This window comes from Daejeonella sp., from assembly GCF_046590655.1.
GTDB lineage: Bacteria > Bacteroidota > Bacteroidia > Sphingobacteriales > Sphingobacteriaceae > Daejeonella.
Map to the genome: position 1 here is coordinate 12,473 of NZ_JBKJUM010000066.1, position 23,397 is coordinate 35,869.

A 23,397-nucleotide genomic window follows, 5' to 3' on the forward strand; every position below is an offset into this window, starting at 1 on the left:
TCTGTCCTCTCACACCACCGTACGTACCGTTCGGTATACGGCGGTTTGCTAGAATAACTTCGTTTGGTGTGTTGTTTTCCGGTAGTAATAGTTGGCAAACCCTTCTAATCCAAGTTTCAAGAAGTACTTTTTGTCAAGCGTTGTTAGCAATGTAGGGCTATTTGCAGTCCTACAATACCCCTTTCGGGTATTAGCCAACTGATAAGCCCTTGATTTTACCACCCCCATTTTCATCAGCTTACGTGCCCTTCCGGTAATATTCTTCCACTGTTTCCATAGAACAATCCGCAATCTGGTCCTCATCATTTCATCGAGTTTCACCATATGACCCTTTGCTTCTGCAATAGAGAAGTAGTTCACCCAACCATGAATAATTTCCTTAAGCCTCAATGTTCTTTCTAGTAGTGGACCCGGTTTGCTGCGTTTCGTATGTCCCCTGATTTTCTCCTTGATAGCGCTTAGGGATTTGGGGGCAATGCGCATCTTCCATCCCTTGCTGCTGCCATAGAATGAAAAACCAAGCAGACTACTCTGGCCTGGCCTGCTGACCTTACTTTTCTCCCTATTAACCTTCAGTTTCAGGCAATCTTCCAGATAAGCTGAAATACTTGCCATCACCCGATGGGCGGACTTTGTGCTCTTAACATAAATGCTACAATCATCCGCATATCGCACAAACAGATGTCCCCGTTCTTCGAGCTTAACATCAAGTTCGTGTAGGATAATGTTGGATAATAACGGGCTTAGTGGACTACCCTGTGGAGTACCCTCTCTTCTGGGGCTAACCAGTCCGTTATCCATCAGGCCACTACCCAGATAAAATCGGATAAGCTTCAATGTTCGCTTATCTTTTATCTTTCCTGATAGTAGATGCATGAGTTTGTCATGATTTACCCGGTCAAAGAATTTATCCAGATCAAGCTCCACAATCCATGCGTAGCCTGCGTTAAGGTATTCCTGAGCCTTGAGCACTGCCTGATGGGCGTTGCGCTTTGGACGGAAACCATAACTATGGAAAGAAAAGTCACCCTCGTATTTCGGGCTCAGCCATTGGGAAATGGACTGTTGGATTAGACGGTCAATGACCGTCGGAATGCCAAGCATTCTCTTACCGCCACTACTCTTAGGTATCTCTACCTTTCGAACTGCGAGCGGTCGATAATCGCCTGATAAAATATCAGACCGTAATGCCTGCCAGTTAGAATTCAGGTAGTCACGAAGTTCATCGGTCTGCATACCATCAATACCACCAGCACCCTTATTGGCAGTGACCTGCCTAAAGGCTCTTTGTACATTTCGGATGTCTAATATTTCTTCAAGCATAATACTAAAAAAAAACTCCTTCCCAGGCATTGTGCACATTGGTTGTACGGCTCGACTCAGCTCCTCTTATACTCTACTCTCGGATTCCGTCCTACCCTCATATAAGCAGTTCTCTAACGTGGTTCTGCTGTGATCGCTCTGCCATAAACTTTCTGTTTCCTTTGCCATCCTAACATTCATCCCTTCCTGTAAAAAAAACAGTACTATGGAATCTGCTGACTTCTGATAGGCCATTTAGCGTTCCCGCTAAACGTTTCTTCGCCTGTAATCGCGCTTACACTTGACAGATCCCAATCAGATCTCCCGGGGTAAGACAATCTACTTCCTATGGATGTGGCTTCCGTATCTACGTGATAGTCCCCGTGCAGTATTGGGCTTTTGTTTGTATGGCAACATCACCCGGACTAAATACGCCTTATATACAGTTTCTGTTCGTAAGCCCCCATATTTGCCGCCGACTTCCTTCAGATTCGCAGTCACCCGCGACACCCTTGTCTTTAGCTAACACTTCCTACTGCAAAGCGTGTTCGGGACTTTAACCCTAGAGTAGATCGCCATGCCCGGCGCACCATAAAAAAAGCGTAACCATAACTGATTACGCTTCATTTAATTGGAAAGGCTATTACTTACTTGCAGTAGTAATCCCTAATTTAGTTTTAACAGCTGCTAATAAGTCTTCGCCACCGTCGAAATACACAACACCTGGTTGAGATATATCGAATACATAAGCATAGCCTTTTTCTTTAGCGACAATCTTAACGGCATCTTCAGCTTTTTTGAATACTGGCTGGTAGATTTCTGTACGTTTTGTTGTCAACTCCTCCTGAGACTTTTCCTGAGTTTCGGTGATGCGCTTTTCCATGTCCTGAATCTCTTTAACCAGCCCTTCGATTTCTTTGCCCAGAGTTTCTTTATTAGCCTCGCTTATCATCTTTGATTTGTCGTTATACAAAGTAATCTTTTTGGTACGTTCTGCATCCATCAATTCCAAAGCCGTTTGCTTTTGCTTAGCAAAGGTCTGAAAGGTAGCATCTGCAGTTTTCATTTCAGGCATAGATTGCAAAAGATCTGCAGAATTAATGTGACCAAATTTCTGCTGAGCGTTCGCAACGTTTGCAGCCATGAACATTCCCGCCGCAACTAATCCTATTCTAACTAATTTCTTCATTGTTTGTATTTTTATTCTGTTTTTGTTTATAATTTATGAAAGCATTTAATTTGTAACAAAGGTGCCTGGCTTAAAACCAAGACGGGTAACTACGTCGTTGCTTTTGTCTAAACGCGGACTTGCATATAATAGTGTGATCTCGCTATTTTTATCAAAGATCATATCAAGTTGCTGGGCGTCTGCAACGGCCTGTATTGCCTTCGCAACCCGATCCTGGATCGGCTTTATTAGTCTTGTACGTACTTGAAAAAGCTCACCCTCAAACCCAAATTTAAGTCTTTGAAACTCTTTCGCAGCATTCTCCCTTTCAATTATTTCAGCTTCTCTTCGCTTTCGCATATCTTCAGTAAGTAATACCTGATCAGCTTGATATGCCTTAAATAACCTTTCAATATCTGCAAACTTCCCATCCACATCTTTTTGCCATTGTGCCGATAAGGCATCTAATTGCTTTTGGGAGGAGGTGTATTCTGGTATATGCTTTAAAATATAATCACTATCAACATACGCAAATCGTTGTGCAGTAGCGGTTAGTGTTATTATACATAATAATAAAGTACTGAAAATTACTCGTTTCATTTTAATTAATTAAATCCACCATTTAACGCCTGTGAAATACTAAACGTGAAAGGTTGTCTTCCATTATCATTAAGGCCAGGAATTTTATCAAATGCAAATCCATAATCGATACCCAGCAAACCAAAAATAGGTAAAAAGACCCTTGCTCCAAATCCTGCCGTACGTCTCACATTAAATGGGGCGAAATCACGGAATGAATTCCATGTATTACCACCTTCAGCGAATGCCAGTACAAATATTGTAGCAGACTGACTCGCAGTAATAGGGTGTCTTAATTCTAATACGTATTTATTAAAGATAGGGCTTCCTGAACCCTGAGCAATAGTGGGATTAGATCCGGCAGGAATAACAGCGTTGTTGGCATAACCGCGCATGGCAATAATTTCAGAACCCTGAAGAAAATCAAATCCCTGCATACCATCACCACCCAGCTTGAAGCGTTCGAAAGCAGATTGACCAACGGCTGTATTATAAATTCCTAAAAGTCCGAACTGAGCCTGGGCTTTCAACACGAGCTTTCCATAAATCCTTTGGAACCATTGAGATTCAAATTTCCATTTATGATATTCTGTGAACTTATACTTTTCCTTATCGGTCGCTATTGTATAATTCGTATTATTTAACAAGGAATATGGCGGAGTTGCCTGGATTGTAAGTTTAAGATTCGAACCGGATGTCGGGAAGATCGGCGCATCAATCGAGCTACGGCTAATCTCCTGTGTCAGGTTAAAGTTATATGAAGTTCCGGTAGCAAAGATGAACTGATTATAATTGTTCAACTTATATTGCTGCAGGTTGATCGATGTATTTGCCTGGAAATAATCATCCGGCCATTTTAACCTCTGCCCACGCGTAAATGTCATCCCGTTAAGGCGGATCTTTTGCTGATCAACATCCTTGTTACTCAATCCATTTGATTGTAAGGATGTAAATGCGCTGATACCAAAATATATTGGTTTTTTTCCACCTAGCCATGGCTCTGAAAAGGAAAAACTATATGATTGGTAGAATTTACCATTCGTCTGCCCCCTGATGCTCAATTTTTGCCCATCACCTTTGGGAAGAGGCTTCCAGGCGCTCATATTAAATAGATTCCGTGCTGAGAAGTTATTGAAGGTTAGTCCGAGTGTACCTACTACACGTCCCCCGCCGAAACCACCGGATAGTTCAATCTGATCAGAAGGCTTTTCTACTACACTATACTCAATATCTACAGTACCTTCATTGGGATTGATATTTATAGGTCTTGGGTCTGTTTTAGTGTCATCAAAATTTCCAAGCTGCGCAATTTCGCGTGTACTGCGGACAATAAGTTCCTTTGAAAATTTCTGCCCCGGCTTAGTACGAATCTCCCTGAGGATGACTTTATCGTTAGTTAGGTCGTTACCTTTAACCATAACTTTGTTAATTGTGTACTGCGGCCCTTCGTACATTCTTATCTCAAGATCGATTGTATCCCCGTATATTTTCGTTTGAACAGGATCCACGTTAAATGTAAGATATCCATCATTTAGGTAAAGTGATGAAACATCGTCACCATTCGGACTGCTGGAAAGTTTTTTGGTTAGTTTTTCTTCGCTGAAAACCTCACCTTTTTTTATTGCAAGAAGTGTTTCAAGAAATTCTTTTGGGTATTTGGCGTTGCCGGCAAAAGTGATGTTTCCAAAATAATATTTAGGTCCTTCGTACAGATCAATCTTAACGGTTACACCATTATCACTTGAACGATATGTAGAATCACCAACGATCTCGGCGTCTCTGTAACCCTTCTCATGCATTTTTGCGATCATCGTAAGTTTGTCTTCTTCATATTTAGTCTGAAGGAATTTAGCTGAACCGAAAACTTTATAAAATGCGCGTTCCTTAGTCTTCTTCAGATATTTCTGAAGGGTTTTCTCCTTAAAATCTTTGTTTCCCGTGAAAACTATTTCATCGATCTTTACCCGCTTATTCTTGTCGACTGTGATATCCAGGATCAGATTATTTGCCTCGGCAGTATCTTTTCTCTGAGCGATGGAAACATCCGTAAAGAGATATCCCTTTTCATTGAAATGCTTTTTTATGATATCAGTAGTTGTCTTTATCAGATTCTCATTAACAACTTTTCCTGTCTTGTCGTTAAGTTTAGCCTTAACATCTGTTACTTCGCCTTTCTTCAGGCCAAGAAGATCAATCCTGGTCAAACGGGGACGTTCTACCACTATTATATCAAAAAAAATGGAGTCTCCCCTAACTTCAGCAACATTCAATTTAACATCGTCAAATAAGCCCTGTGCCCAAAGATTTTTCACCGCGTTTGAAGTAGCGTCGCCCGGCACCATGATCTTATCGCCGGCAGTTAGTTTAGAGATTGTAACAAGGACCGATTTATCTAAAAACTGGGTGCCAACCACATTTGTACCGCCGATTGTAAATTCCTGCGGATTCAGATAGCTGATTTCGGTGCTTGGAGTTGTACTTCTCGGTGTTTGCGGCGCTCCCGTTCTGCCAAACTGGGCCATAGCCGAGGTACCTGAAATCAGTAAAAATATTATAATTAAAATGCGGTTCATTTGTCGTGTTTAACGGTGCTAAAATAAGCTAATCACTTGTTAAAAAGTGTTAAAGTTAAAATTAGTTCAACTGTTCACTGGTCATTCCGAAGCGTCTCTCGCGCTTCTGAAAATCAATTACAGCTTCAAATAGGTCCTCTCTTCTGAAATCAGGCCATAGCTTGGTAGTAAAATACAATTCGGAATATGCCAGCTGCCACAGGAGATAATTGCTGATTCTGTGCTCACCACTTGTGCGGATCATAAGTTCAGGATCAGGCATATCGCAGGTGTTTAAATAAGACGCAAAAGTATCTTCTGTTATTTCCTCGGCATTGAGTTTTCCGTCCCTGACATTAATTGCCATGCTTTTAGCCGCTTCTGTAATTTCCCATCTCGAACTGTAGCTTAAAGCTAAAGTAAGTGTGCAAGCCTTATTCTGTGAAGTCTTTTCAATAGTCTCAGCAAGCTGCCGATAGCATTTTTCGGGGAGTGATTCAAGGTTCCCTATAGCATTCAGACGTACACCATTCTTCATCAGGGTTTTAGTCTCTTTATTTATAGTAGATACGAGTAATTCCATTAAAGCCATTACTTCAAGCTTGGGCCTATTCCAATTTTCCGTTGAAAAAGCATATAATGTGAGATGCTTGATGCCCAATTCTACCGCACCTTCAACAGTATCTCTGACTGAGACTACTCCATTCTGATGACCAAATACACGCAGTTTGCCTTTTTCTTTTGCCCATCGGCCGTTTCCATCCATTATGATAGCCACGTGTTTTGGTAGGCGTTCCTTATCGATTTGATCAATTAAACTCATTGAATGATACTAACGAATAACAAAATGAAATACCTCACTCTAAAAATTAGAGTGCAAAGGTACTAAATTTTGTACCTTTTTACTAGTAAATTGTGGTCAGAAGTCGGATGTCAGAAGTCAGAGCTAACGTACCTCTTCTGACATCGGAATTCAGACTTCCGACCTCTGACATCCGAATTCAGAATGTAGGGCATTTTATTGAAACAAACGTATAAGTCAGACTGATGGCTGTGAACATGTATGTATCCCTCGGCCGAAAGTCTCCCCTCTGGTCTCCAGCGGTACTTGGACTAAGAGATCGGTTAGATAACGCAGGACTTATAGGACTAGCCGGCGGAGTAATTGTGAAGTCGGGATATCTTCCGCTAATGTCATCAAGGTAGTCCGTGAATGCCGTACGATAACCAATCTCGCCTATAATGTTCCAGTTGCCCTTTAAATTATATTTTACCCCTGCTCCATAAGGGACAGAAATAGCATTTTTTTTATAATCAACGGCTTCAGTTTGAAGGGGGTGAAGTTCAGTTTCACTCCCGTTATAATCTGCCACAGGATTGAAGGCAACCGCACCTGCACCGGTAAAAATAAAAGGGCTAAACCTTCTTGATCCAAACCCCGGAAGTCCCCCTGGCAGATAATTGAAAAGATTAAACTCAACCTGGAGGGATAACTCAGATATTGCAGAACGGAAATGCAGATTTCGGTCGATCTGATAAGCATTAGATGACTTTGCATCATCTCCCTGGATCCTTCCCTGCAGAAAACCGACTTTTGCCGACCAGTGTCCATTAAAGTTTCGCTTTACTTGTCCACCAAAAGCCGGATCTGTAAATTTATAGGGTTTTACCGGGTTGATATCACCCATATAACCAGAAGCACCGGCAGAAACCCCGACTTCCCAAGTTTGGGATTGTGCAAAAAAAGCGGGTGTGAAGAAACAAATTATTAGGATCAGTCGGCGCATTAAAAGAATTTAGCTTAGTAATTTCGGGTGTCTATTCCCCAAAGCAATTTGTTTCTTAACGTAGATAAGTAGTTTTCATTATTGAGCCGGATCAAATTAATCCCAAAATCAGCCTTTCTGACTTTAATCTTAATTGAAGCATCAATAACCTCGGTGCGGGAATCACAGGTAACTAAATATTTGGAGCTTCTGCCTTCTATTTCAAATGAAAGAATGTTATTATCAGATAGTACAATAGGCCGCACATTCAGATTGTGTGGAGATATTGGAGTTACAACCATATTTCCAGAACCCGGGAATATAATCGGACCACCGCAGCTTAAGGAATATGCTGTTGAACCGGTAGGAGTTGCAACTATCAAACCATCAGCCCAGTAAGAATTAAGAAAATCTCCATTTAGATATGCATGAACGATCATCATTGCAGAAGTATCTCGTTTATGTATCGTGATATCATTCAGAGCGAAATTCTCATTACCGAAAAGGTTCAGCTCAGATTCCAGCTGTAATTGCTCACGTTTATCCAGGGTAAACTCCTTAGTTACCAGGCTGTGTATCGCGGAAGCAATATCATTTTTGTTAATACTTGCCAGAAATCCCAGCCTTCCAAAATTAATTCCTATTACAGGGATGTTGGAGTTGCAAATCAGCGTAACTGTATCGAGTAATGTTCCATCGCCGCCAAGGCTAATTACTACATCGACTTTTGCAGCTACTAAGTCATGATAGTTTCTAAAAATCTGGAACTTTTTTGGAAAGAAAATTTTGCCGGATATAAAATGGTTATACTTATCGTACACAAAGGGTTCAACGTCATATTGTGCGAGGCTGTCGAAAACCTGTTGAACGTGCGGTAGAACGGTATTATTGAACTGCCTGCCGTAAATTGCAATCTTCATGCTGGATTTTTAGATATCAAGGTAATTCATGAGCTGATTATACCTGTCGGATGTGCCATCATCAGATTTCGTGTTGTTAAAGGTGGCTTTAACATTATAATCGTACCTTAAAAAGGAAGCTAAAATAGACGATATATCCGTTCGGTTGAGCTTTAGGGTCATCTCCAGTCGCGTTGAATCAGGAAAGGATTTTAAATAAGAACTAAGTATCTGCCCATTATCGGATTCAACTATCTGTGCAATATGAGATAAAGAATTATTTCGGTTGTTAATTTCCAGGACTATGATACTACCGGGCTCTTTGACAGACGTGATGGTTGCTATATGTTCCATCATAGTGTTTATTGAAATCAGACCCTTATAATTTTTGTTAATATCCAAAACAGGGACGATGCTGAGTTTCTGTTCGTAAAAGAGGCGTATTACATCATATATATGCTGTTCCTCAAAAACGAAGGGATTATGCAAAGAAAGGCTTAAGCCACCTATCGGAAAGGAGAGATCGACTGATTCAATCAGGTCTTCGTCAGAAATCAGTCCTAAGAACTGCAGGTCATTTACAATTGGCAAATGATTCACTCTGAACTCAGACATACGTTCCGTTACCTTCTGAATAGTGTCAGAGGTTTTAACCGGAGGTATTGCATCAGATATAAGTTCATATGCATACATAGTTTATTCTTTGAGTTTATCCAGAAATTCTTTAAGATGAGCGTTAAATTTTTGAGGTTGTTCCATCATAGGCGCATGCCCGCATTGATCAATCCAATTTAGCTTACAATCAGGTAAAAGTTCGTTAAATTCAATCGCCACATCCGGAGGCGTAATTTTATCATTTTTTCCCCATATCAAACATACGGGAACTTTAATCCTATGGATATCTTTCGACATATTATGCCGGATTGCTGATTTTGCCATGGCCAAAATTCGGATAACCTTAACGCGGTCATTTACAATCTGGTATACTTCATCTACTAATTCCTTTGTGGCAATTGCAGGGTCAAAAAATGTAAATTCTACCTTTTCTTTGATGAACTCATAGCTCTCACGGCGAGGAAACGACCCTCCAAAAGCATTTTCATATAATCCGGAACTTCCTGTAAGCACCAGTGCTTTCACATCTTCCTGGTGACTTAAAGTGTATATCAACCCAACATGTCCGCCTAGTGAATTTCCCAAAACTGTAATATTTTGAAGCTTTTTGTATTTAACAAATTTATTAACAAATTTCGCCAACGTCTTTACACCAGTCGTTAGCAGTGGAAGATCATATAATGGTAGTAAAGGTATAATTACCCGATAGTCCTTTTTGAATTCGTTTACTACACCCGTCCAGTTACTGAGCGCACCCATTAATCCATGGAGCAATAATAGTATTTCACCTTCGCCTTCGTCAATAAATTTAAACCCGTTTTCTTCTTTAATTTCGAACTCCATAAAATTGTTAAGTGCGTAAATCGTCTTACCTGTTAAAGATATAAGTCTAAATGTAAAAACAGTATAAAAACTAATTTAATGCTTATAAAAATAAGTTTTTGTATGTGATTTATGAAATGAAGGCCCTGTCAGGCCAGGAGCTCTTTTACAAGTTCAGATATTGTTTTACCATCAGCTTTCCCTGCCAATTCCTGATTCACTAATCCCATCACTTTGCCCATATCCTTCATGCTTTCTGCACCCGACCGCCTTATTGCATTCTTGATATAAGCAGCAAGCTCCTCCCTGCTCATTTGTATTGGAAGATAGGTTTCAATTACCTGCATCTCTTCGAGCTCGATTTGGTACAAATCATCCCGCTTCTGCTGCTGATAAATTTCCGCAGATTCCTTGCGCTGCTTTACCAATTTCTGCAAAACCTTAATTTCGGCTTCCTCTGTTAATATCTCGGAAGCATCTTTTTCAGTTTTTGCAATAAGCAGAGCAGCTTTAATAGCTCTCAACCCACGTAATCGAGCCCCGTCTTTGCTTAACATGGCAGATTTTATATCCTTATCAATATTTTCCTGAAGCGGCATTTGGTGAGTATAAGTTTTCAACTAGGTTAATTTTTGCAAACCTACGGAATTGATGTGGGTTGAGATAATTTTCAGAGATAGATTTGTTGTTTGTAAGATGTTTGCGATTCGTGGTTAGTTTTCGGTTGCCTCTGCTCACATTTCCCTTATCAGATGTGTTGTGTTTGCCTGAGCTGTCGGCATTACAATCATATCATTGATATTAACATGTGGTGGACGGGAGACTGCAAACCAAATCGTTTCTGCAATATCCTGTGCAAGCAGTGGTTCGAAACCATCGTAAACCTTTCTAGCACGTTCTGTATCACCTTTGAACCGAACTTCAGAAAATTCCGTATTAACTGCACCCGGATGAATGCCGGTCACTTTAATCCTATGAGGTAATAGGTCAATCCGCATGGCTTGGTTTAATGAATCCACAGCATATTTAGTGGCACAATAAACGTTCCCATTAAGATAAGTTTCCTTTCCAGCAATCGATCCCATATTGATTATATGGCCCGCGCCGAATTGGATCATCCAGTTTGAGACAATCTTGGTTACGTATAGAAGACCTTTAATATTCGTGTCGATCATAACATCCCAATCCTCACTATCACCGGAATTGATGGGATCAAGTCCTCGTGAAAGCCCTGCATTATTGACAAGAACATCCACTTTTTTCCATTCGCGAGGCAGGGTTTCCAATTGTCGAACAGCCTCCTTATCCCTTACATCAACGACGAATATTTTCACTTCTATACCAAATTCGAGACTCAGTTTTTCAGCAAGTGATTCCAATCTTTCTGCCCTACGGGCCAGAAGTATGAGATTGTAATTTTGTTGTGCAAAAAGACGGGCACATGCCTCGCCTATTCCGGCAGTTGCACCTGTTATTAAGGCTATTTTCGACATAGGCCGAAAATAGGGAATTAATAGGAAGCGTGAAGCAATAATTATGCAAATGGAGAGCAGAAAAATTATTCGAAAAACAAACTGAATTGAAGATTTCGTAAAAACATCTTGTCAATGGGTGTAACATAAGGGTTTATCGCTCTGTCTTTATCAAAAAGTACACTTTTAGTCGTTTGCGAAAACTTTATCTCAGGTGATAGCTTGAACCACTCAAAATATATATCAAGGCCAAGCCCCGCTTCATACCACAAAGAATTAGGGACGCTTTTCAGGTATTTTTCGGATGCTATCAGTGAACTGTCGTCTTTCTTTTTTCTAGAAACAATATCCATTGAATATTTAGCCCCGGCAATAAGGTAGGCGCGGTAATTATTCAAACGGTTTGATTTTAATTTAATTCCTAAAGGCAGGTCTACAAAGGTTGCCTGCACCTTTTTTTCAACGGTGTAGGTCGGGTCATCATATTCGTAAACTGCTGAAATATCCGAAAACACCAAACCAGGTGTAAATCTGATATTGGCATTTTCTGCCACTTTATAATCCGAAACAAATCCCAAGGCGAAACCCTGGGAAACTGGAGAACTGAGACTTTTTAGCTGACTTGGTATCATTTGCGTACCGTCAGTCTGATCAATGTAAGGGCCTCTCCATTCAGCGCTTTTCAGGATTTTAAATTCAGCAGCAACATACTGAAACTTGAATCCAAAGTGAAGAATATCATTATCTACCCCTCCTCCCCAATTTTGTTGCGCAGATGAACTGTAGTTAAAAAAAAGAAATAGCAAAAAAATCAGGTATAAACGTTTTTTCATTTAGTACCGGTATAAATGGAACAAATTCCAAACGCCAGCTTGCGCCATTTGGTATTCTGAAATCCAACTTTCTTCATTAAATCTATAAACTGGGTTCCATCCGGAAAGGCTGCAACCGACTCAGGAAGGTAACTGTAAGCGCTTGCGTCTTTTGAAAAAAGCTTACCAATTGAAGGTGTTATATACTGGAAATAAAAATTATAGGCCTGCTTTACTGGAAAAGCCTTTGGCTTGGAAAATTCAAGAATGACTATTTTACCCGCGGGCTTAAGCACCCGGAGCATATCTGAAAGTCCCTTTCCCAAGTTTTCGTAATTCCTTACGCCATAGGCTACTGTCACCGCATCAAATGTGTCATCCTTAAATAAGATCTTTTCTGAATCCCCCAGGCTTACCTCGAAAGTATCCTGAAGATTTCTTTTGAAGATTTTGTCGCGCGCAATAGCTAACATTCCTTCAGAAATATCTATACCCGTAATTTTTTCAGGTTTTAAAATCTTTATGGATTCAAATGCGAAATCTCCGGTTCCGGTGGCAACGTCAAGTATGTGCTTTGGCTTATCCGTAAGAAGTTCGCGAATGGCCATTTTACGCCAAATTACGTCGATGCCGAGTGATAAGAGGTGATTAAGAAAATCGTAGGTGCCTGAAATGTTATTAAACATCTTCGCGACCTGTTCCTTTTTTGAATCATTAGAATCGCGGTATGGAGTAACGGGGTTGGGACTGGGCATATAAGTGTAAAGATAGTAATGAGTTGTAAGTTGTAGGTTATAAGTTGTAAGTTTTCGCAGGGCTTTTTAATTCTTACAGCTTATAACCTACGACCTACAACTCCTTCACAGCGTTTAAATACTTATAACTTACAACTTATAACTTATAACTTTGCGCCAATGATTATCAAAACCGCCGAATTCCAGTGCAGTAATACCAGAACAGACAAACTACCTCCTGCGCTATTACCGGAATATGCGTTTATCGGCCGCTCAAATGTGGGTAAGTCTTCTTTGATCAATATGCTGGTTCAGAAAAAGGGGCTTGCAAAGACTTCACAAACTCCCGGTAAAACGCAACTGATCAACCACTTCTTAATCAATGAAAACTGGCAGCTCGTGGATCTTCCAGGATACGGTTATGCAAAGACCTCGAGAAGCAATAGAGCCGACTGGCAGAAATTCATTAGCTTTTATTTGCGAAACAGAGAAAACCTTCAATGTGTATTTGTACTGATCGATAGCCGTCTTGAGCCGCAGAAAATAGATATTGAGTTTTGTTCGTGGCTTGGCGAAAATGGGCTACCCTTTCAATTGATTTTTACCAAGGCTGATAAGCAATCCCGGGTAAAAACGGACCAAGCCGTCGGTAAATTCCGAAAAGCATTGCTTGGAATCTTTGAGGAGGTTCCTCAGCATTATATTACTTCCGCAGAAACGCAAGACGGACGAGATGAAATACTGTACTTTATCAGCGACTTGAATAAGACCTTTACGAGGTAAATATGAAGAAGTATTTTTCGCTTGTATTATTTGCTCATACTGTATTCGCCATGCCTTTTGCAATAATTGGATTCTTTCTGGCAATAACAACCACAGATTACGAATTCAATTGGATCAAGCTTTTTTTGATGCTTTTATGCATGGTATTCGCTCGAAATGCTGCCATGGCTTTCAATCGCTATCTTGACCGTGAGATTGACGCTGCAAATCCGAGGACTGTGGTCCGGGATATTCCGTCCGGGCGTATTTCATCGCGAGAAGCGCTTGCTTTCACTATAATCAATAGCCTCCTTCTTATCTCTACAACACTTCTAATAAATCGTTTGTGTTTCTATCTGTCACCGGTGGCTCTGGCAGTTGTACTGGGCTATAGCTATACTAAACGATTTACTCCTTTATGCCATTTGATCCTTGGGCTTGGTCTATCATTGGCTCCCATCGGTGCATATTTGGTTGTAACTGGAGAATTCGCTTTGCTTCCTATATATTTTTCACTCGCAGTTCTTTGCTGGGTGAGTGGCTTTGATATAATCTATGCTCTTCAGGACGAAGAGTTTGATCGAGAAAATGACCTGAACTCAATACCGGCATGGCTGGGTAAAGAAAAAGCTCTGATAGTTTCGTCAATTCTTCACTTTTTTGCGATTATATTTATCAGTCTCCCTTACTTTTTTTCGGTTTTGAGCTGGTTCTATCTTGCAGGAATCCTTTTCTTTATAACACTGCTGGTTTATCAGCATCAGCTTGTAAAACCAAATGACCTGTCAAAAGTCGACCGGGCGTTCTTCACTACAAATGGAATAGCTTCGGTAGTCTTTGCTGTTTTTTTCCTTCTGGACGTTTACCTGAGAAATCAATAATAATATGATAGATACCTTTAAAATCACCAAAAATCCAAGAAATTATATTCCGCAAAACTTAACCATAAGCTGGGAAAATCTTGAACCCATATTTACAGAATTACTCGCCAGAAAAATACATTCGGCCACCGGACTTGAGCGTTGGCTCAAAGACCGCAGTGAGATTGAGGCAGCGCTTGAAGAAGATTTTGCCTGGAGATATATCAGGATGACATGCGATACAAGTGATGAAAAGCTGCTTACGGATTTCCAGTTTTTCGCTACGGAGATAGAGCCTAAAATTGCACCTCTTAATAATGATCTGAATAAAAAGTTCATTCAAAGCGAGTTTTCAGAAAACCTTGATAAGAATAAGTATTTCGTGTACACCCGGGGCATAAAAAAGGCGTTGGAGTTGTTCAGGGAAGAAAATGTTCCGCTTCAGACGCAAATTCAAGTACAACAGCAAAAGTATCAGGCTATTACCGGTGCGATGTCTGTCGTGCTGAATGGCAAAGAATATACACTTGAACAGGCCGCCGTATTTTTGAAGGATACAGACAGAAATGTCAGGCAGAAAACCTGGGAGGCGATTACCGCAAGAAGATTACAGGATCGCGAAAAGCTGGATGAACTATTTAACGGACTTTTAAAGCTAAGGCATCAGGTTGCACTTAACGCCGGCTTCGAGAATTTCAGGGATTATATGTTCCAGGCACTGGGACGATTTGATTATACTCCGAAAGATTGCTACAAATTCCATGAAGCAATAGAAAAAGAAGTTGTTCCTATTCTGCTCGACCATGCCGAAAATCGTCGCGAAGCACTCGGACTTGAACAACTCAAGCCCTGGGATATGGACGTTGATATTTCGGGAAAAACAGCATTAAAGCCTTTCAATTCTGGCGAAGAGCTCATTGAAAAATCAATTAAGTGCTTCCATGGGCTAAACCCCTATATTGGAGAGAGACTCCAGATCATGAAAGCAAATGGCTTTTTTGATGTAGAGAGCAGAAAAGGGAAGGCACCCGGAGGATATAACTATCCGCTGGCCGAAAGCGGCGCTCCATTTATATTTATGAATTCTGCCGGCACATTCCGCGACCTTACTACAATGGTCCATGAAGGTGGACATGCAGTTCACACCTTTATTTCTGCCGACCTGGAGCTAAACGATTTCAAACATTTACCTTCAGAAGTAGCTGAACTTGCATCGATGAGTATGGAACTTATCTCTATGGACAAGTGGGATGTGTTCTTTGATAATCCTGAAGACCTGAAACGCGCAAAGAAAGATCAACTGAAAGATGTGTTAAAAACACTGCCATGGGTGGCCGTTGTCGATCAGTTTCAGCATTGGATCTATACAAATCCTGATCATACAAATGCTGAAAGAAACGAAGCTTGGAAGAAGATATTTGAACCTTTTGGTAATAATTTTGCCGACTGGAGCGGTTATCACGAAGCACTCGGCAACCTCTGGCAGAAACAGCTTCACATCTTTGAAGTGCCATTCTATTACGTTGAGTACGGAATAGCACAATTAGGAGCAATAGCAGTCTGGAAAAATTATAAGAATGATCCTGAAAAGGCACTTCAAAAGTATCTGGATGCCTTAAAATTGGGCTACACAAAAACAATTAAGGAAATCTACGAAACGGCAGGTATAGAGTTTGATTTTAGTGCATCTTATGTAAAGGAACTGGCGGAGTTTGTAAGGGACGAGTTAGGGAAATTGGATTAAGCACACGGTTGCTAGTTGTTAGTTGTTAGACTGGGCGTATAATAACCCGCTCAGCAGTGAAGCCACTCGACCCGAAGCAAGGCTTTTTCCAGTCCACTTTCAACTGATCATTGTCGACTGTCAAATGTCAACTTACAGGGCACGTTTATTGCAATACCCCCTTTATGAAATCATTACTCCTTATCATTATTCTATTTATAATTTCTAATACGTCTTCTGCTCAGGATTGGGAAACGGTCAGGATCGATAGTACCGTTTCGGTGAATCTTCCGAAAGGATTTACTAAAACTGAAAAAAACGACAAATATAGCATGGTTGCTGTAAGCCCCTGGGGCACCATCCTTATTTTCAAAACACCTGATGATGAGATGTCAACTCCTGACATCGAGAAAGATAAGCACCTGAAGAAGTACTACAATGACTACATCAAAAATGTGCGGACGGTATCCACCGGCTCAATTATAAAAAACGAAAGAGATAGTAAACTTGGAGCACTAAACGTAAAAGACTTCACACTTCAAATCGATACCGGGAGCGGTGTATTATACAGAGATTTCCGCCTGCTGCATGCAAGCAGTGCCACATATATTTTTGAATATCTTTACCAGGACCTTCACAGCGAATTTGCAGTGCCTGAAAAGGTGAAGTTTTTCAATTCTATTGAGGTCAATGAACAATTGAACATGTCTGACCAGTTTACAAGCGACGAAATAAATGATAACAATACAGCGAGCAAAAAATATCTTTATTGGGCAATTCCAGGAGGCATTGCTCTAATTGGTTTGGCTTTCTTCCTTCTCAGAAAAGGGGAAACTTAAAATCTATTTATTAACCCTCTAGGTATGAGGTTAAATTAAATCTTATTTTTCACGTAAGACACCTCTTTTTCAGTTTTCACCTTCCTTTTTATTGCCAATGACCTTTAAATTTTGTTTTAAATAGTCGGCCATCCAGTTTGGGAGAATGATACCATTCTGTATTTTCCAGCCACCATATTAACTGGAAGGTTAGTACAACTCCTAGAACAGCCCCGGCAAAAACATCCTGGAAAAAGTGTTGTGAGAGATACACCCTGGAGAAGGCAGTAAGCACTGCAACCGGGATTATAACCCAATGGTACCTTAATTTAGGGAGGATGAAGGCCAGCACAACGGCTAGCGTAAATGCATTGGTACTATGGCCGGAAGGAAAACTATTGATTTCGTACAGAGGATAGCCCTCAATTGTTCTAATAGGATTTAATCCTTCGAAAAACTTACTGGGCCGTGGCGAGTCAAATATCCTTTTCAGGATCTGCACAGTTACCGAGGAATACAGATAAGCAAGAATTGTTAGCACGGCATACCTGTACTTTATAAACAACATCCCAATACAAACTAAGATCGTTGTGTACTCATCCCCTATAAGCGTACTGATCTTGAAAAATTCATCAAAAAAGGCATTATGGCGAATGTTCGTCCATAAGAAAATCTCAATCTTGGAATTTGTTAAATAGATATAAAGGCATATAACAACCATTATAATGAATGGAATAATAAAAGCCAGGTGCCTTTTGAGCAGATTGCCGAAGCTGGAGCGCATTATTTAAGTTTAAGGTATTTTCAAAACTAAATAATTTTTATGTTTGGTACTAAATCATTTAGCTTTCCTTATGTCCTCAAATTTCTTCCGCAAAAAATCAATTGAACTTATAATGAGGGACCGCCAGGCGGGATTCTCGGATGCTGAGTCGGAAGAAGCTGGCCTGCGTCGGGTTTTGACTGTTAAAGACCTCACCCTTATGGGGATAGCCGCAGTGATCGGTGCAGGTATTTTTTCGACGATAGGAAATGCCGCATTTAATGGTGGGCCTGGTGTTAGTATCCTATTTGTCATAACCGCAGTCACCTGCGGTTTCTCAGCTCTCTGTTATGCCGAATTTGCATCGCGAATACCAGTAGCTGGCAGCGCGTATACCTATGCTTATGCCTCTTTTGGAGAACTTGTAGCATGGATAATCGGTTGGGATTTATTAATGGAATATGCAATAGGCAATATTGCTGTCGCGATCTCCTGGAGCGAATATTTTACCAATTTATTGGAAGGTTTCAACATTCACATCCCTGCCTACCTTACCATGGACTATCTTTCTGCGGCCAGAGCCCATTCGCAAATTCTAGCTGCAGGTGGAGAACTTGCTGGGATAACGGATAAAGTAAAGTATGCCGCAGAAGCTTGGAATAGAGCGCCAGGATCCGGAAATTTTAAATTAATTGCCGATATCCCGGCACTCGGTATCGTTTTTCTGATTACCTACCTCGTTTATATCGGCATTCGGGAAACTAAGAAAGCTACTAATGCAATGGTTATCTTAAAAGTAGCTGTGGTTATTGGAGTGATCCTGTTGGGATTTTTCTACATTACTCCTGCCAATTGGGATCCGTTTTTACCTAATGGATTTGAAGGGATGATGAAAGGCGTGTCAGGGGTTTTCTTCGCCTATATAGGATTTGATGCAATTTCTACTACTGCCGAGGAATGTAAAGACCCACAGCGCGATCTTCCAAAAGGCATGATCTATTCCCTGATTATCTGCACTGTGCTATATATCCTCGTAGCACTTGTCCTCACAGGAATGGTTAATTACAAATACCTGCAAGTAGAAGACCCATTGGCTTTTGTATTTAAGAATGTGGGATTGGAAAACATCAGCTACGTAATATCGGTTAGTGCTGTTATAGCAACGGCCAGCGTATTACTTATTTTTCAAATGGGTCAGCCCCGCATCTGGATGAGCATGAGCCGCGACGGCCTGCTACCTAAAAAATTCTCAAGTATCCATCCCAAATATAAGACTCCTGGGTTTGCAACACTTGTTACCGGATTTGTTGTCGCTATCCCTGCTTTATTTATGAATCTTACAGAAGTGACTGACCTTACCAGTATCGGTACACTGTTTGCTTTCGTTTTGGTATGTGGAGGCGTGCTCCTATTGCCAGAGGAGCCAATCACTGATCTAAATCGGAAACGTTTTAGAATCCCGTATGTGAATAGCAAATATATAGTACCATTGCTAATCCTAAGCCTCTTTTTAATATTCCGAGAGCAGATCCTCAACCTGTTCACCTATAACGGCGACTGGCATGAGTATAAGGACAAACTCCCTTATTTCCTCTTTATCCTCGCTGCAATTACAATGTCTGTCTTATCTTTTATGAAAAAGCTTTCTTTGATACCGGTTCTGGGAATGCTCAGCTGTTTATATTTAATGACAGAATTGGGCTATACCAATTGGCTGAGATTTCTTATTTGGCTTGCTTTAGGGCTTATTATCTATTTCTCTTATGGGTATCACAAGAGCCGATTGAACCAGAAGAATACCAATTCGTAATCAATTCGACACGTTCAAAAATTTTGGAACAAAAGTACACCTTAAATGTAATTTAACAACGTCATAATTTTTATGTTTAAATATCATTCTGATTAATTAAATTTATCTTAACAAATTTGTTAATATTGACGTATACCCTATAATTTTAGTTAAAATTTGTTAAAAACTTTATTGCCCTGCAAGTGTATATATTATAAAGCCCTATATTTATAGTGTACTAAGTGCGTATGAGAAACTTCTACCTCGGACTATTAGCAATATTCATCACTTTGGGCGGCATCACAATGCCGGGCCACTCTGAAGTATTTGCTGGTACAAGTTCAGTTTCGAATGATACCTCCAAGATTATAAAAGCGACAATATCAACTAAAATAACCGATACACGTCTCAATAGACCCGCATTCTTGAAAAATGGGGTCATAGTGAATTTCGTTCCTTTCAAGCCTGGAACGGAAAAGTTATTTTCAGGTTCACCTACATCACGGATTTCGAAACAAGGCGATAACGATAAGGTCCTAAATAATGTAAAAGTTTATCCGAACCCAGTTTCAGACCAGCTCAATCTATCATATTCCATTAATAAGGACTCCAACGTTACCATTAAAATTATGGATGTGTTAGGCAATGAAGTTACAACCTTACTTACTGAAAGGCTTTCTGCCGGAGATCAGGCAAATTCTTTCGATATCGCTTCACGGCTTACCAGCGGTTTTTATTTTATTCGCGTAAGCGTTGCTGGTGAGATCATCACCAAGCGAATCTCTGTTTTATAACCGTTAATTTCTTTTATTTGCTTATTGGATTTATATCTTCGCCGAGACAATGGGTTTCATGCTGAAGGAAAATTTATATTTACCAATACTTCTAATTCAAATTACTTTGATAAAACCTGCATGAGTTTGCAGCTCATAACATGAACATAAGCTCATTTAGGCCGCCTACCACAGTTGTTCGGAAGGGCTCCTTTGCAATAAAATAACAAATTACATACAAATGAAAATAATCGCTATCGGTCGCAATTATGCTGAACATGCCAAAGAACTGAATAACCCCGTACCGACTGTCCCGGTTATATTTATGAAACCTGATACCGCAGTACTAAGAGACAACAAACCTTTTTATCATCCCGAATTTTCAACAGATATCCATCATGAGATAGAACTAGTGCTGAAAATCTCAAAAGAGGGAAAACATGTAGCAGAGAAATTCGCTTCGAACTACTTCGAAGAAATTGCTCTTGGTGTTGATTTTACTGCGCGGGATATCCAACAGAAACATAAAGAGAAAGGATTGCCCTGGGAACTCGCAAAAGCGTTTGACAACTCTGCTCCCCTCAGTAAATTCGTTCCTAAATCGACATTCAAGGATTTGACCAATTTAAATTTCAAGTTAGATATTAATGGGAACATGGTTCAGAAGGGAAACACTAATGATTTGCTTTTTTCCTTTGAGAAAATCATCGCCTTTGTTTCTCAATATATTACACTAAAAAAAGGTGATCTGATCTTCACCGGAACACCGCAAGGGGTAGGGAAAGTGAACATCGGTGATCATTTGGCAGGCTATTTGGAAGAAGATAAAATGCTGGACTTTTACGTCCGCTAATATCCATTCCAAATATGTTAAGATTTATAGTTCTGACTTTCCTCTTATTACTATTTACAGCGACCTTCGCGCAAGATGATAAGTTGCAGGATTACCCTGAGTCTTATTTTCGATACCCGCTTGGAATTTCTCCGATCATAGCTGGCAATTTCGGCGAGCTGAGGTCTAACCATTTCCATTCGGGATTGGATTTTAAAACAAATCAGAAAGAAGGTTATCCGGTTTATGCAGCGGCGGATGGTTATGTATCAAGAGTTAGAGTACAAATTGGTGGGGGCGGCAACGCTTTGTACCTCACACATCCAAACGGGTACACTACGGTGTATATGCACCTTCAAAAATACAACAGCCGCATTAGTCAGTCCCTTAAAGCTTATCAATACAGAATTGAAAATTTCGATGTTGATTTCCCGCTTCTGCCTGTAGAAATTCCTGTTAAAAAAGGCGAAATAATTGCATGGTCTGGTAATACCGGGGGCTCGAGTGGCCCACACCTGCATTTTGAAATAAGGGATACAAATACTGAAGAAGCAATTAATCCACAGCTTTTTGGCATTACTATTCCTGATCGAGTAAAACCTGCGATAACTGGCTTATACATGTATCAGCTAAATGGTGAACCATTTAGTGAAAATACTCCAAGACAGTTTTTTCCTATTGGCGGAGCAAGTGGAATTTACCAGTTGAGTCCTGTAAAAATTGTTAGTATTAGCGGGAAAACCGGTTTTGGAATCATGACCAGCGATAAGAACTCCGCTTCGGAAAATTCAAATGGCCCATATTCAATAGAATTGCGGGTAGATGGCGAAACTATTTACTCCTCTGTTTGGGAGAAATTTTCATTTGCCAATTCCCGGGGTATTAATTCTCATGTAGATTATCCATTGTTAATGAGTTCAGGCCGGAGAATCCAAAAAGGTTTCCTTGAGCCGGGCAATCCATTACAGATTTATAAAACAAAAGTAAACAATGGTCTGATAAATTTTACCGACAGGGACATTCATGAAGCGCAGTATGTAGTTAGCGACGTGGCTGGTAACGAAAGTGTCCTCAACTTTAAGATCAGATATGATGAAACCGCATCTAAATTTATTAAGCCCGTAAAAGGCCGAATGTTCAAATTTAATGAAGACAATCAGCTTGACACTAATGGGATGAAAATTCAGATGTCAAAAAATTCTTTATATAGCGATCTTAATTTTGTTTATTCAAGTTCCCCTACTCCTTTTGGAGGATTATCGAAATTACACCACGTACATAATCGTTTGATTGCTGTTCATCTCCCCTACAAGCTTAGTATTGCAATAAATTCGGACTTACCAGCACATCTTCAATCGAAGGCTATATTGGTAAATGCAAATAAAATTTCACAAGGAGGCTCTTATGAAAAGGGTTTCGTAAGTGCAGATCTCCGAGGTTTTGGAAGCTTCTATGTTGCTTTGGATACTGTGCCTCCCAGAATAACTCCAGTTAGCATAAGCAATGGGAAGTCCCTCACAACAACGCCTAGAATCCAGTTTAAGATATCAGATAATCTTTCCGGCATTAAAACATTTACCGGACGGATTGATGGAAAATGGATTCTTATGGAATACGACGCTAAAACAGCTTCGCTCTGGCATACATTAGATGATCAAACTAGTAAGGGAAAACACGACTTACAACTAACCGTAACGGATATGAAGTCGAATAGGACTGAATACACGATCAGCTTTTTCAGATAATAAAGCCTCTGCTTATTAATCAGCGATTGATTTATTTCAGTAATTTAGCGCTCCAACAATCCTGATAATGATTGAATTGAACGAAGGACAAAAAGCCCCTGATTTTACTGCAAAAGATCAAAATGGCCATGATATTTCACTAAGTGATTTTTTAGGCAGGGATCTGATCTTGTATTTTTATCCTAAGGACGACACCCCGGGTTGTACAGCTGAAGCATGCAGCTTCAGAGATAATTATCAATCCTTAATCGACAAGGGTTTTGAAGTGCTCGGGCTTAGTACCGATGATGAAAAATCACACCAGAAATTTACATCGAAATATAGTTTACCATTTTCCTTGATTTCCGACGAGGATAAAAAAATAGTCGAATCATATGGAGTTTGGGTTGAAAAGAACATGTATGGAAAGAAGTACATGGGAGTTGCCCGCAAAACTTTTATTATCGGTAAAGACGGCATAATTAAAAAGATCATTTCGAAGGTTGATACCAAAAACTCTTCTCAACAAGTGATGGAATCACTTATTTAACTCTTTAAATCGTGTGATGATCCCGCATTATTAAAAGCCTAACCTTTTTCTATTCAAACAACATTACCTATTTTAGCGGCGC

At 40.2% G+C, this 23,397-nt stretch carries 23 protein-coding genes; 9 read left to right on the forward strand and 14 right to left on the reverse strand.

The window, feature by feature from the left end; genetic code table 11:
• Positions 1–48: 48 nt before the first annotated feature.
• From ltrA to ubiE, 13 genes are all read right to left on the reverse strand, one after another.
• Complete coding sequence (ltrA, locus tag ACLL8Z_RS07010) at positions 49–1,323, reverse strand: group II intron reverse transcriptase/maturase (RefSeq protein ID WP_411274055.1); 1,275 nt, start codon at positions 1,321–1,323, stop codon at positions 49–51.
• 622 nt (positions 1,324–1,945) lie between these two features.
• A complete protein-coding gene (locus ACLL8Z_RS07015; protein WP_411274056.1) occupies positions 1,946–2,491 on the reverse strand; it encodes an OmpH family outer membrane protein in 546 nt (181 codons plus the stop codon).
• Between the two features lie 45 nt (positions 2,492–2,536).
• Entirely contained in the window at positions 2,537–3,070 is a 534-nt protein-coding gene (locus ACLL8Z_RS07020; RefSeq protein ID WP_411274057.1) for an OmpH family outer membrane protein, read from the reverse strand.
• Positions 3,071–3,075: 5 nt separating this feature from the next.
• A complete protein-coding gene (locus ACLL8Z_RS07025) occupies positions 3,076–5,622 on the reverse strand; it encodes an outer membrane protein assembly factor (protein ID WP_411274058.1) in 2,547 nt (848 codons plus the stop codon).
• A gap of 61 nt (positions 5,623–5,683) precedes the next feature.
• Complete coding sequence (locus tag ACLL8Z_RS07030; RefSeq protein WP_411274059.1) at positions 5,684–6,424, reverse strand: isoprenyl transferase; 741 nt, start codon at positions 6,422–6,424, stop codon at positions 5,684–5,686.
• Between the two features lie 178 nt (positions 6,425–6,602).
• Complete coding sequence (locus ACLL8Z_RS07035; RefSeq protein ID WP_411274060.1) at positions 6,603–7,388, reverse strand: DUF6089 family protein; 786 nt, start codon at positions 7,386–7,388, stop codon at positions 6,603–6,605.
• A gap of 14 nt (positions 7,389–7,402) precedes the next feature.
• Positions 7,403–8,287, reverse strand: a complete 885-nt coding sequence (locus ACLL8Z_RS07040; protein ID WP_411274061.1) for an NAD kinase — start codon at positions 8,285–8,287, stop codon at positions 7,403–7,405.
• Between the two features lie 9 nt (positions 8,288–8,296).
• The gene (locus ACLL8Z_RS07045; protein ID WP_411274062.1) at positions 8,297–8,959 is read right to left on the reverse strand and encodes a CBS domain-containing protein; all 663 of its coding nucleotides are present in this window, start codon (positions 8,957–8,959) and stop codon (positions 8,297–8,299) included.
• Between the two features lie 3 nt (positions 8,960–8,962).
• On the reverse strand, positions 8,963–9,724 hold the full coding sequence (locus ACLL8Z_RS07050; RefSeq protein WP_411274063.1) for an alpha/beta fold hydrolase: 762 nt from the start codon (positions 9,722–9,724) through the stop codon (positions 8,963–8,965).
• Positions 9,725–9,852: 128 nt separating this feature from the next.
• Entirely contained in the window at positions 9,853–10,302 is a 450-nt protein-coding gene (locus ACLL8Z_RS07055) for a GatB/YqeY domain-containing protein (RefSeq protein WP_411274092.1), read from the reverse strand.
• 135 nt (positions 10,303–10,437) lie between these two features.
• Positions 10,438–11,196, reverse strand: coding sequence for an SDR family NAD(P)-dependent oxidoreductase (locus tag ACLL8Z_RS07060; RefSeq protein WP_411274064.1), 759 nt, complete (start codon positions 11,194–11,196; stop codon positions 10,438–10,440).
• Positions 11,197–11,261: 65 nt separating this feature from the next.
• Complete coding sequence (locus ACLL8Z_RS07065; RefSeq protein WP_411274065.1) at positions 11,262–12,008, reverse strand: outer membrane beta-barrel protein; 747 nt, start codon at positions 12,006–12,008, stop codon at positions 11,262–11,264.
• A complete protein-coding gene (ubiE, locus tag ACLL8Z_RS07070; RefSeq protein WP_411274066.1) occupies positions 12,005–12,742 on the reverse strand; it encodes a bifunctional demethylmenaquinone methyltransferase/2-methoxy-6-polyprenyl-1,4-benzoquinol methylase UbiE in 738 nt (245 codons plus the stop codon). Before ubiE ends, ACLL8Z_RS07065 begins: the two co-directional genes overlap by 4 nt.
• A 159-nt stretch (positions 12,743–12,901) precedes the next feature.
• Here ubiE and yihA point away from each other — a divergent pair, with 159 nt between their 5' ends.
• The 4 genes from yihA (at position 12,902) to ACLL8Z_RS07090 (ending at position 16,905) form a co-directional block, all read left to right on the forward strand.
• A complete protein-coding gene (yihA, locus tag ACLL8Z_RS07075) occupies positions 12,902–13,504 on the forward strand; it encodes a ribosome biogenesis GTP-binding protein YihA/YsxC (RefSeq protein ID WP_411274067.1) in 603 nt (200 codons plus the stop codon).
• Positions 13,505–13,506: 2 nt separating this feature from the next.
• A complete protein-coding gene (locus ACLL8Z_RS07080; protein WP_411274068.1) occupies positions 13,507–14,364 on the forward strand; it encodes a UbiA-like polyprenyltransferase in 858 nt (285 codons plus the stop codon).
• A gap of 4 nt (positions 14,365–14,368) precedes the next feature.
• Entirely contained in the window at positions 14,369–16,087 is a 1,719-nt protein-coding gene (locus tag ACLL8Z_RS07085; protein WP_411274069.1) for a M3 family oligoendopeptidase, read from the forward strand.
• A 164-nt stretch (positions 16,088–16,251) separates the two neighbouring features.
• Positions 16,252–16,905, forward strand: coding sequence for a hypothetical protein (locus ACLL8Z_RS07090; protein WP_411274070.1), 654 nt, complete (start codon positions 16,252–16,254; stop codon positions 16,903–16,905).
• 88 nt (positions 16,906–16,993) lie between these two features.
• On the opposite strand, the gene ACLL8Z_RS07095 is transcribed toward ACLL8Z_RS07090, so the two are convergent.
• Complete coding sequence (locus tag ACLL8Z_RS07095; protein ID WP_411274071.1) at positions 16,994–17,668, reverse strand: phosphatase PAP2 family protein; 675 nt, start codon at positions 17,666–17,668, stop codon at positions 16,994–16,996.
• A 70-nt stretch (positions 17,669–17,738) separates the two neighbouring features.
• On the opposite strand from ACLL8Z_RS07095, the gene ACLL8Z_RS07100 reads away from it, so the two are divergent.
• The 5 genes from ACLL8Z_RS07100 (at position 17,739) to bcp (ending at position 23,315) form a co-directional block, all read left to right on the forward strand.
• Positions 17,739–19,457 carry an APC family permease gene (locus ACLL8Z_RS07100; protein ID WP_411274072.1) on the forward strand — a complete coding sequence of 573 codons (1,719 nt, stop codon included), beginning with the start codon at positions 17,739–17,741 and terminating at the stop codon, positions 19,455–19,457.
• Between the two features lie 227 nt (positions 19,458–19,684).
• On the forward strand, positions 19,685–20,230 hold the full coding sequence (locus ACLL8Z_RS07105; RefSeq protein WP_411274073.1) for a T9SS type A sorting domain-containing protein: 546 nt from the start codon (positions 19,685–19,687) through the stop codon (positions 20,228–20,230).
• Positions 20,231–20,450: 220 nt separating this feature from the next.
• On the forward strand, positions 20,451–21,062 hold the full coding sequence (locus tag ACLL8Z_RS07110; RefSeq protein ID WP_411274074.1) for a fumarylacetoacetate hydrolase family protein: 612 nt from the start codon (positions 20,451–20,453) through the stop codon (positions 21,060–21,062).
• A 14-nt stretch (positions 21,063–21,076) separates the two neighbouring features.
• Positions 21,077–22,786 (forward strand): M23 family metallopeptidase, encoded by a 1,710-nt coding sequence (locus ACLL8Z_RS07115; protein ID WP_411274075.1) that lies wholly within the window; start codon positions 21,077–21,079, stop codon positions 22,784–22,786.
• 67 nt (positions 22,787–22,853) lie between these two features.
• The gene (gene bcp / locus ACLL8Z_RS07120; protein WP_411274076.1) at positions 22,854–23,315 is read left to right on the forward strand and encodes a thioredoxin-dependent thiol peroxidase; all 462 of its coding nucleotides are present in this window, start codon (positions 22,854–22,856) and stop codon (positions 23,313–23,315) included.
• Positions 23,316–23,397 lie beyond the last annotated feature (82 nt).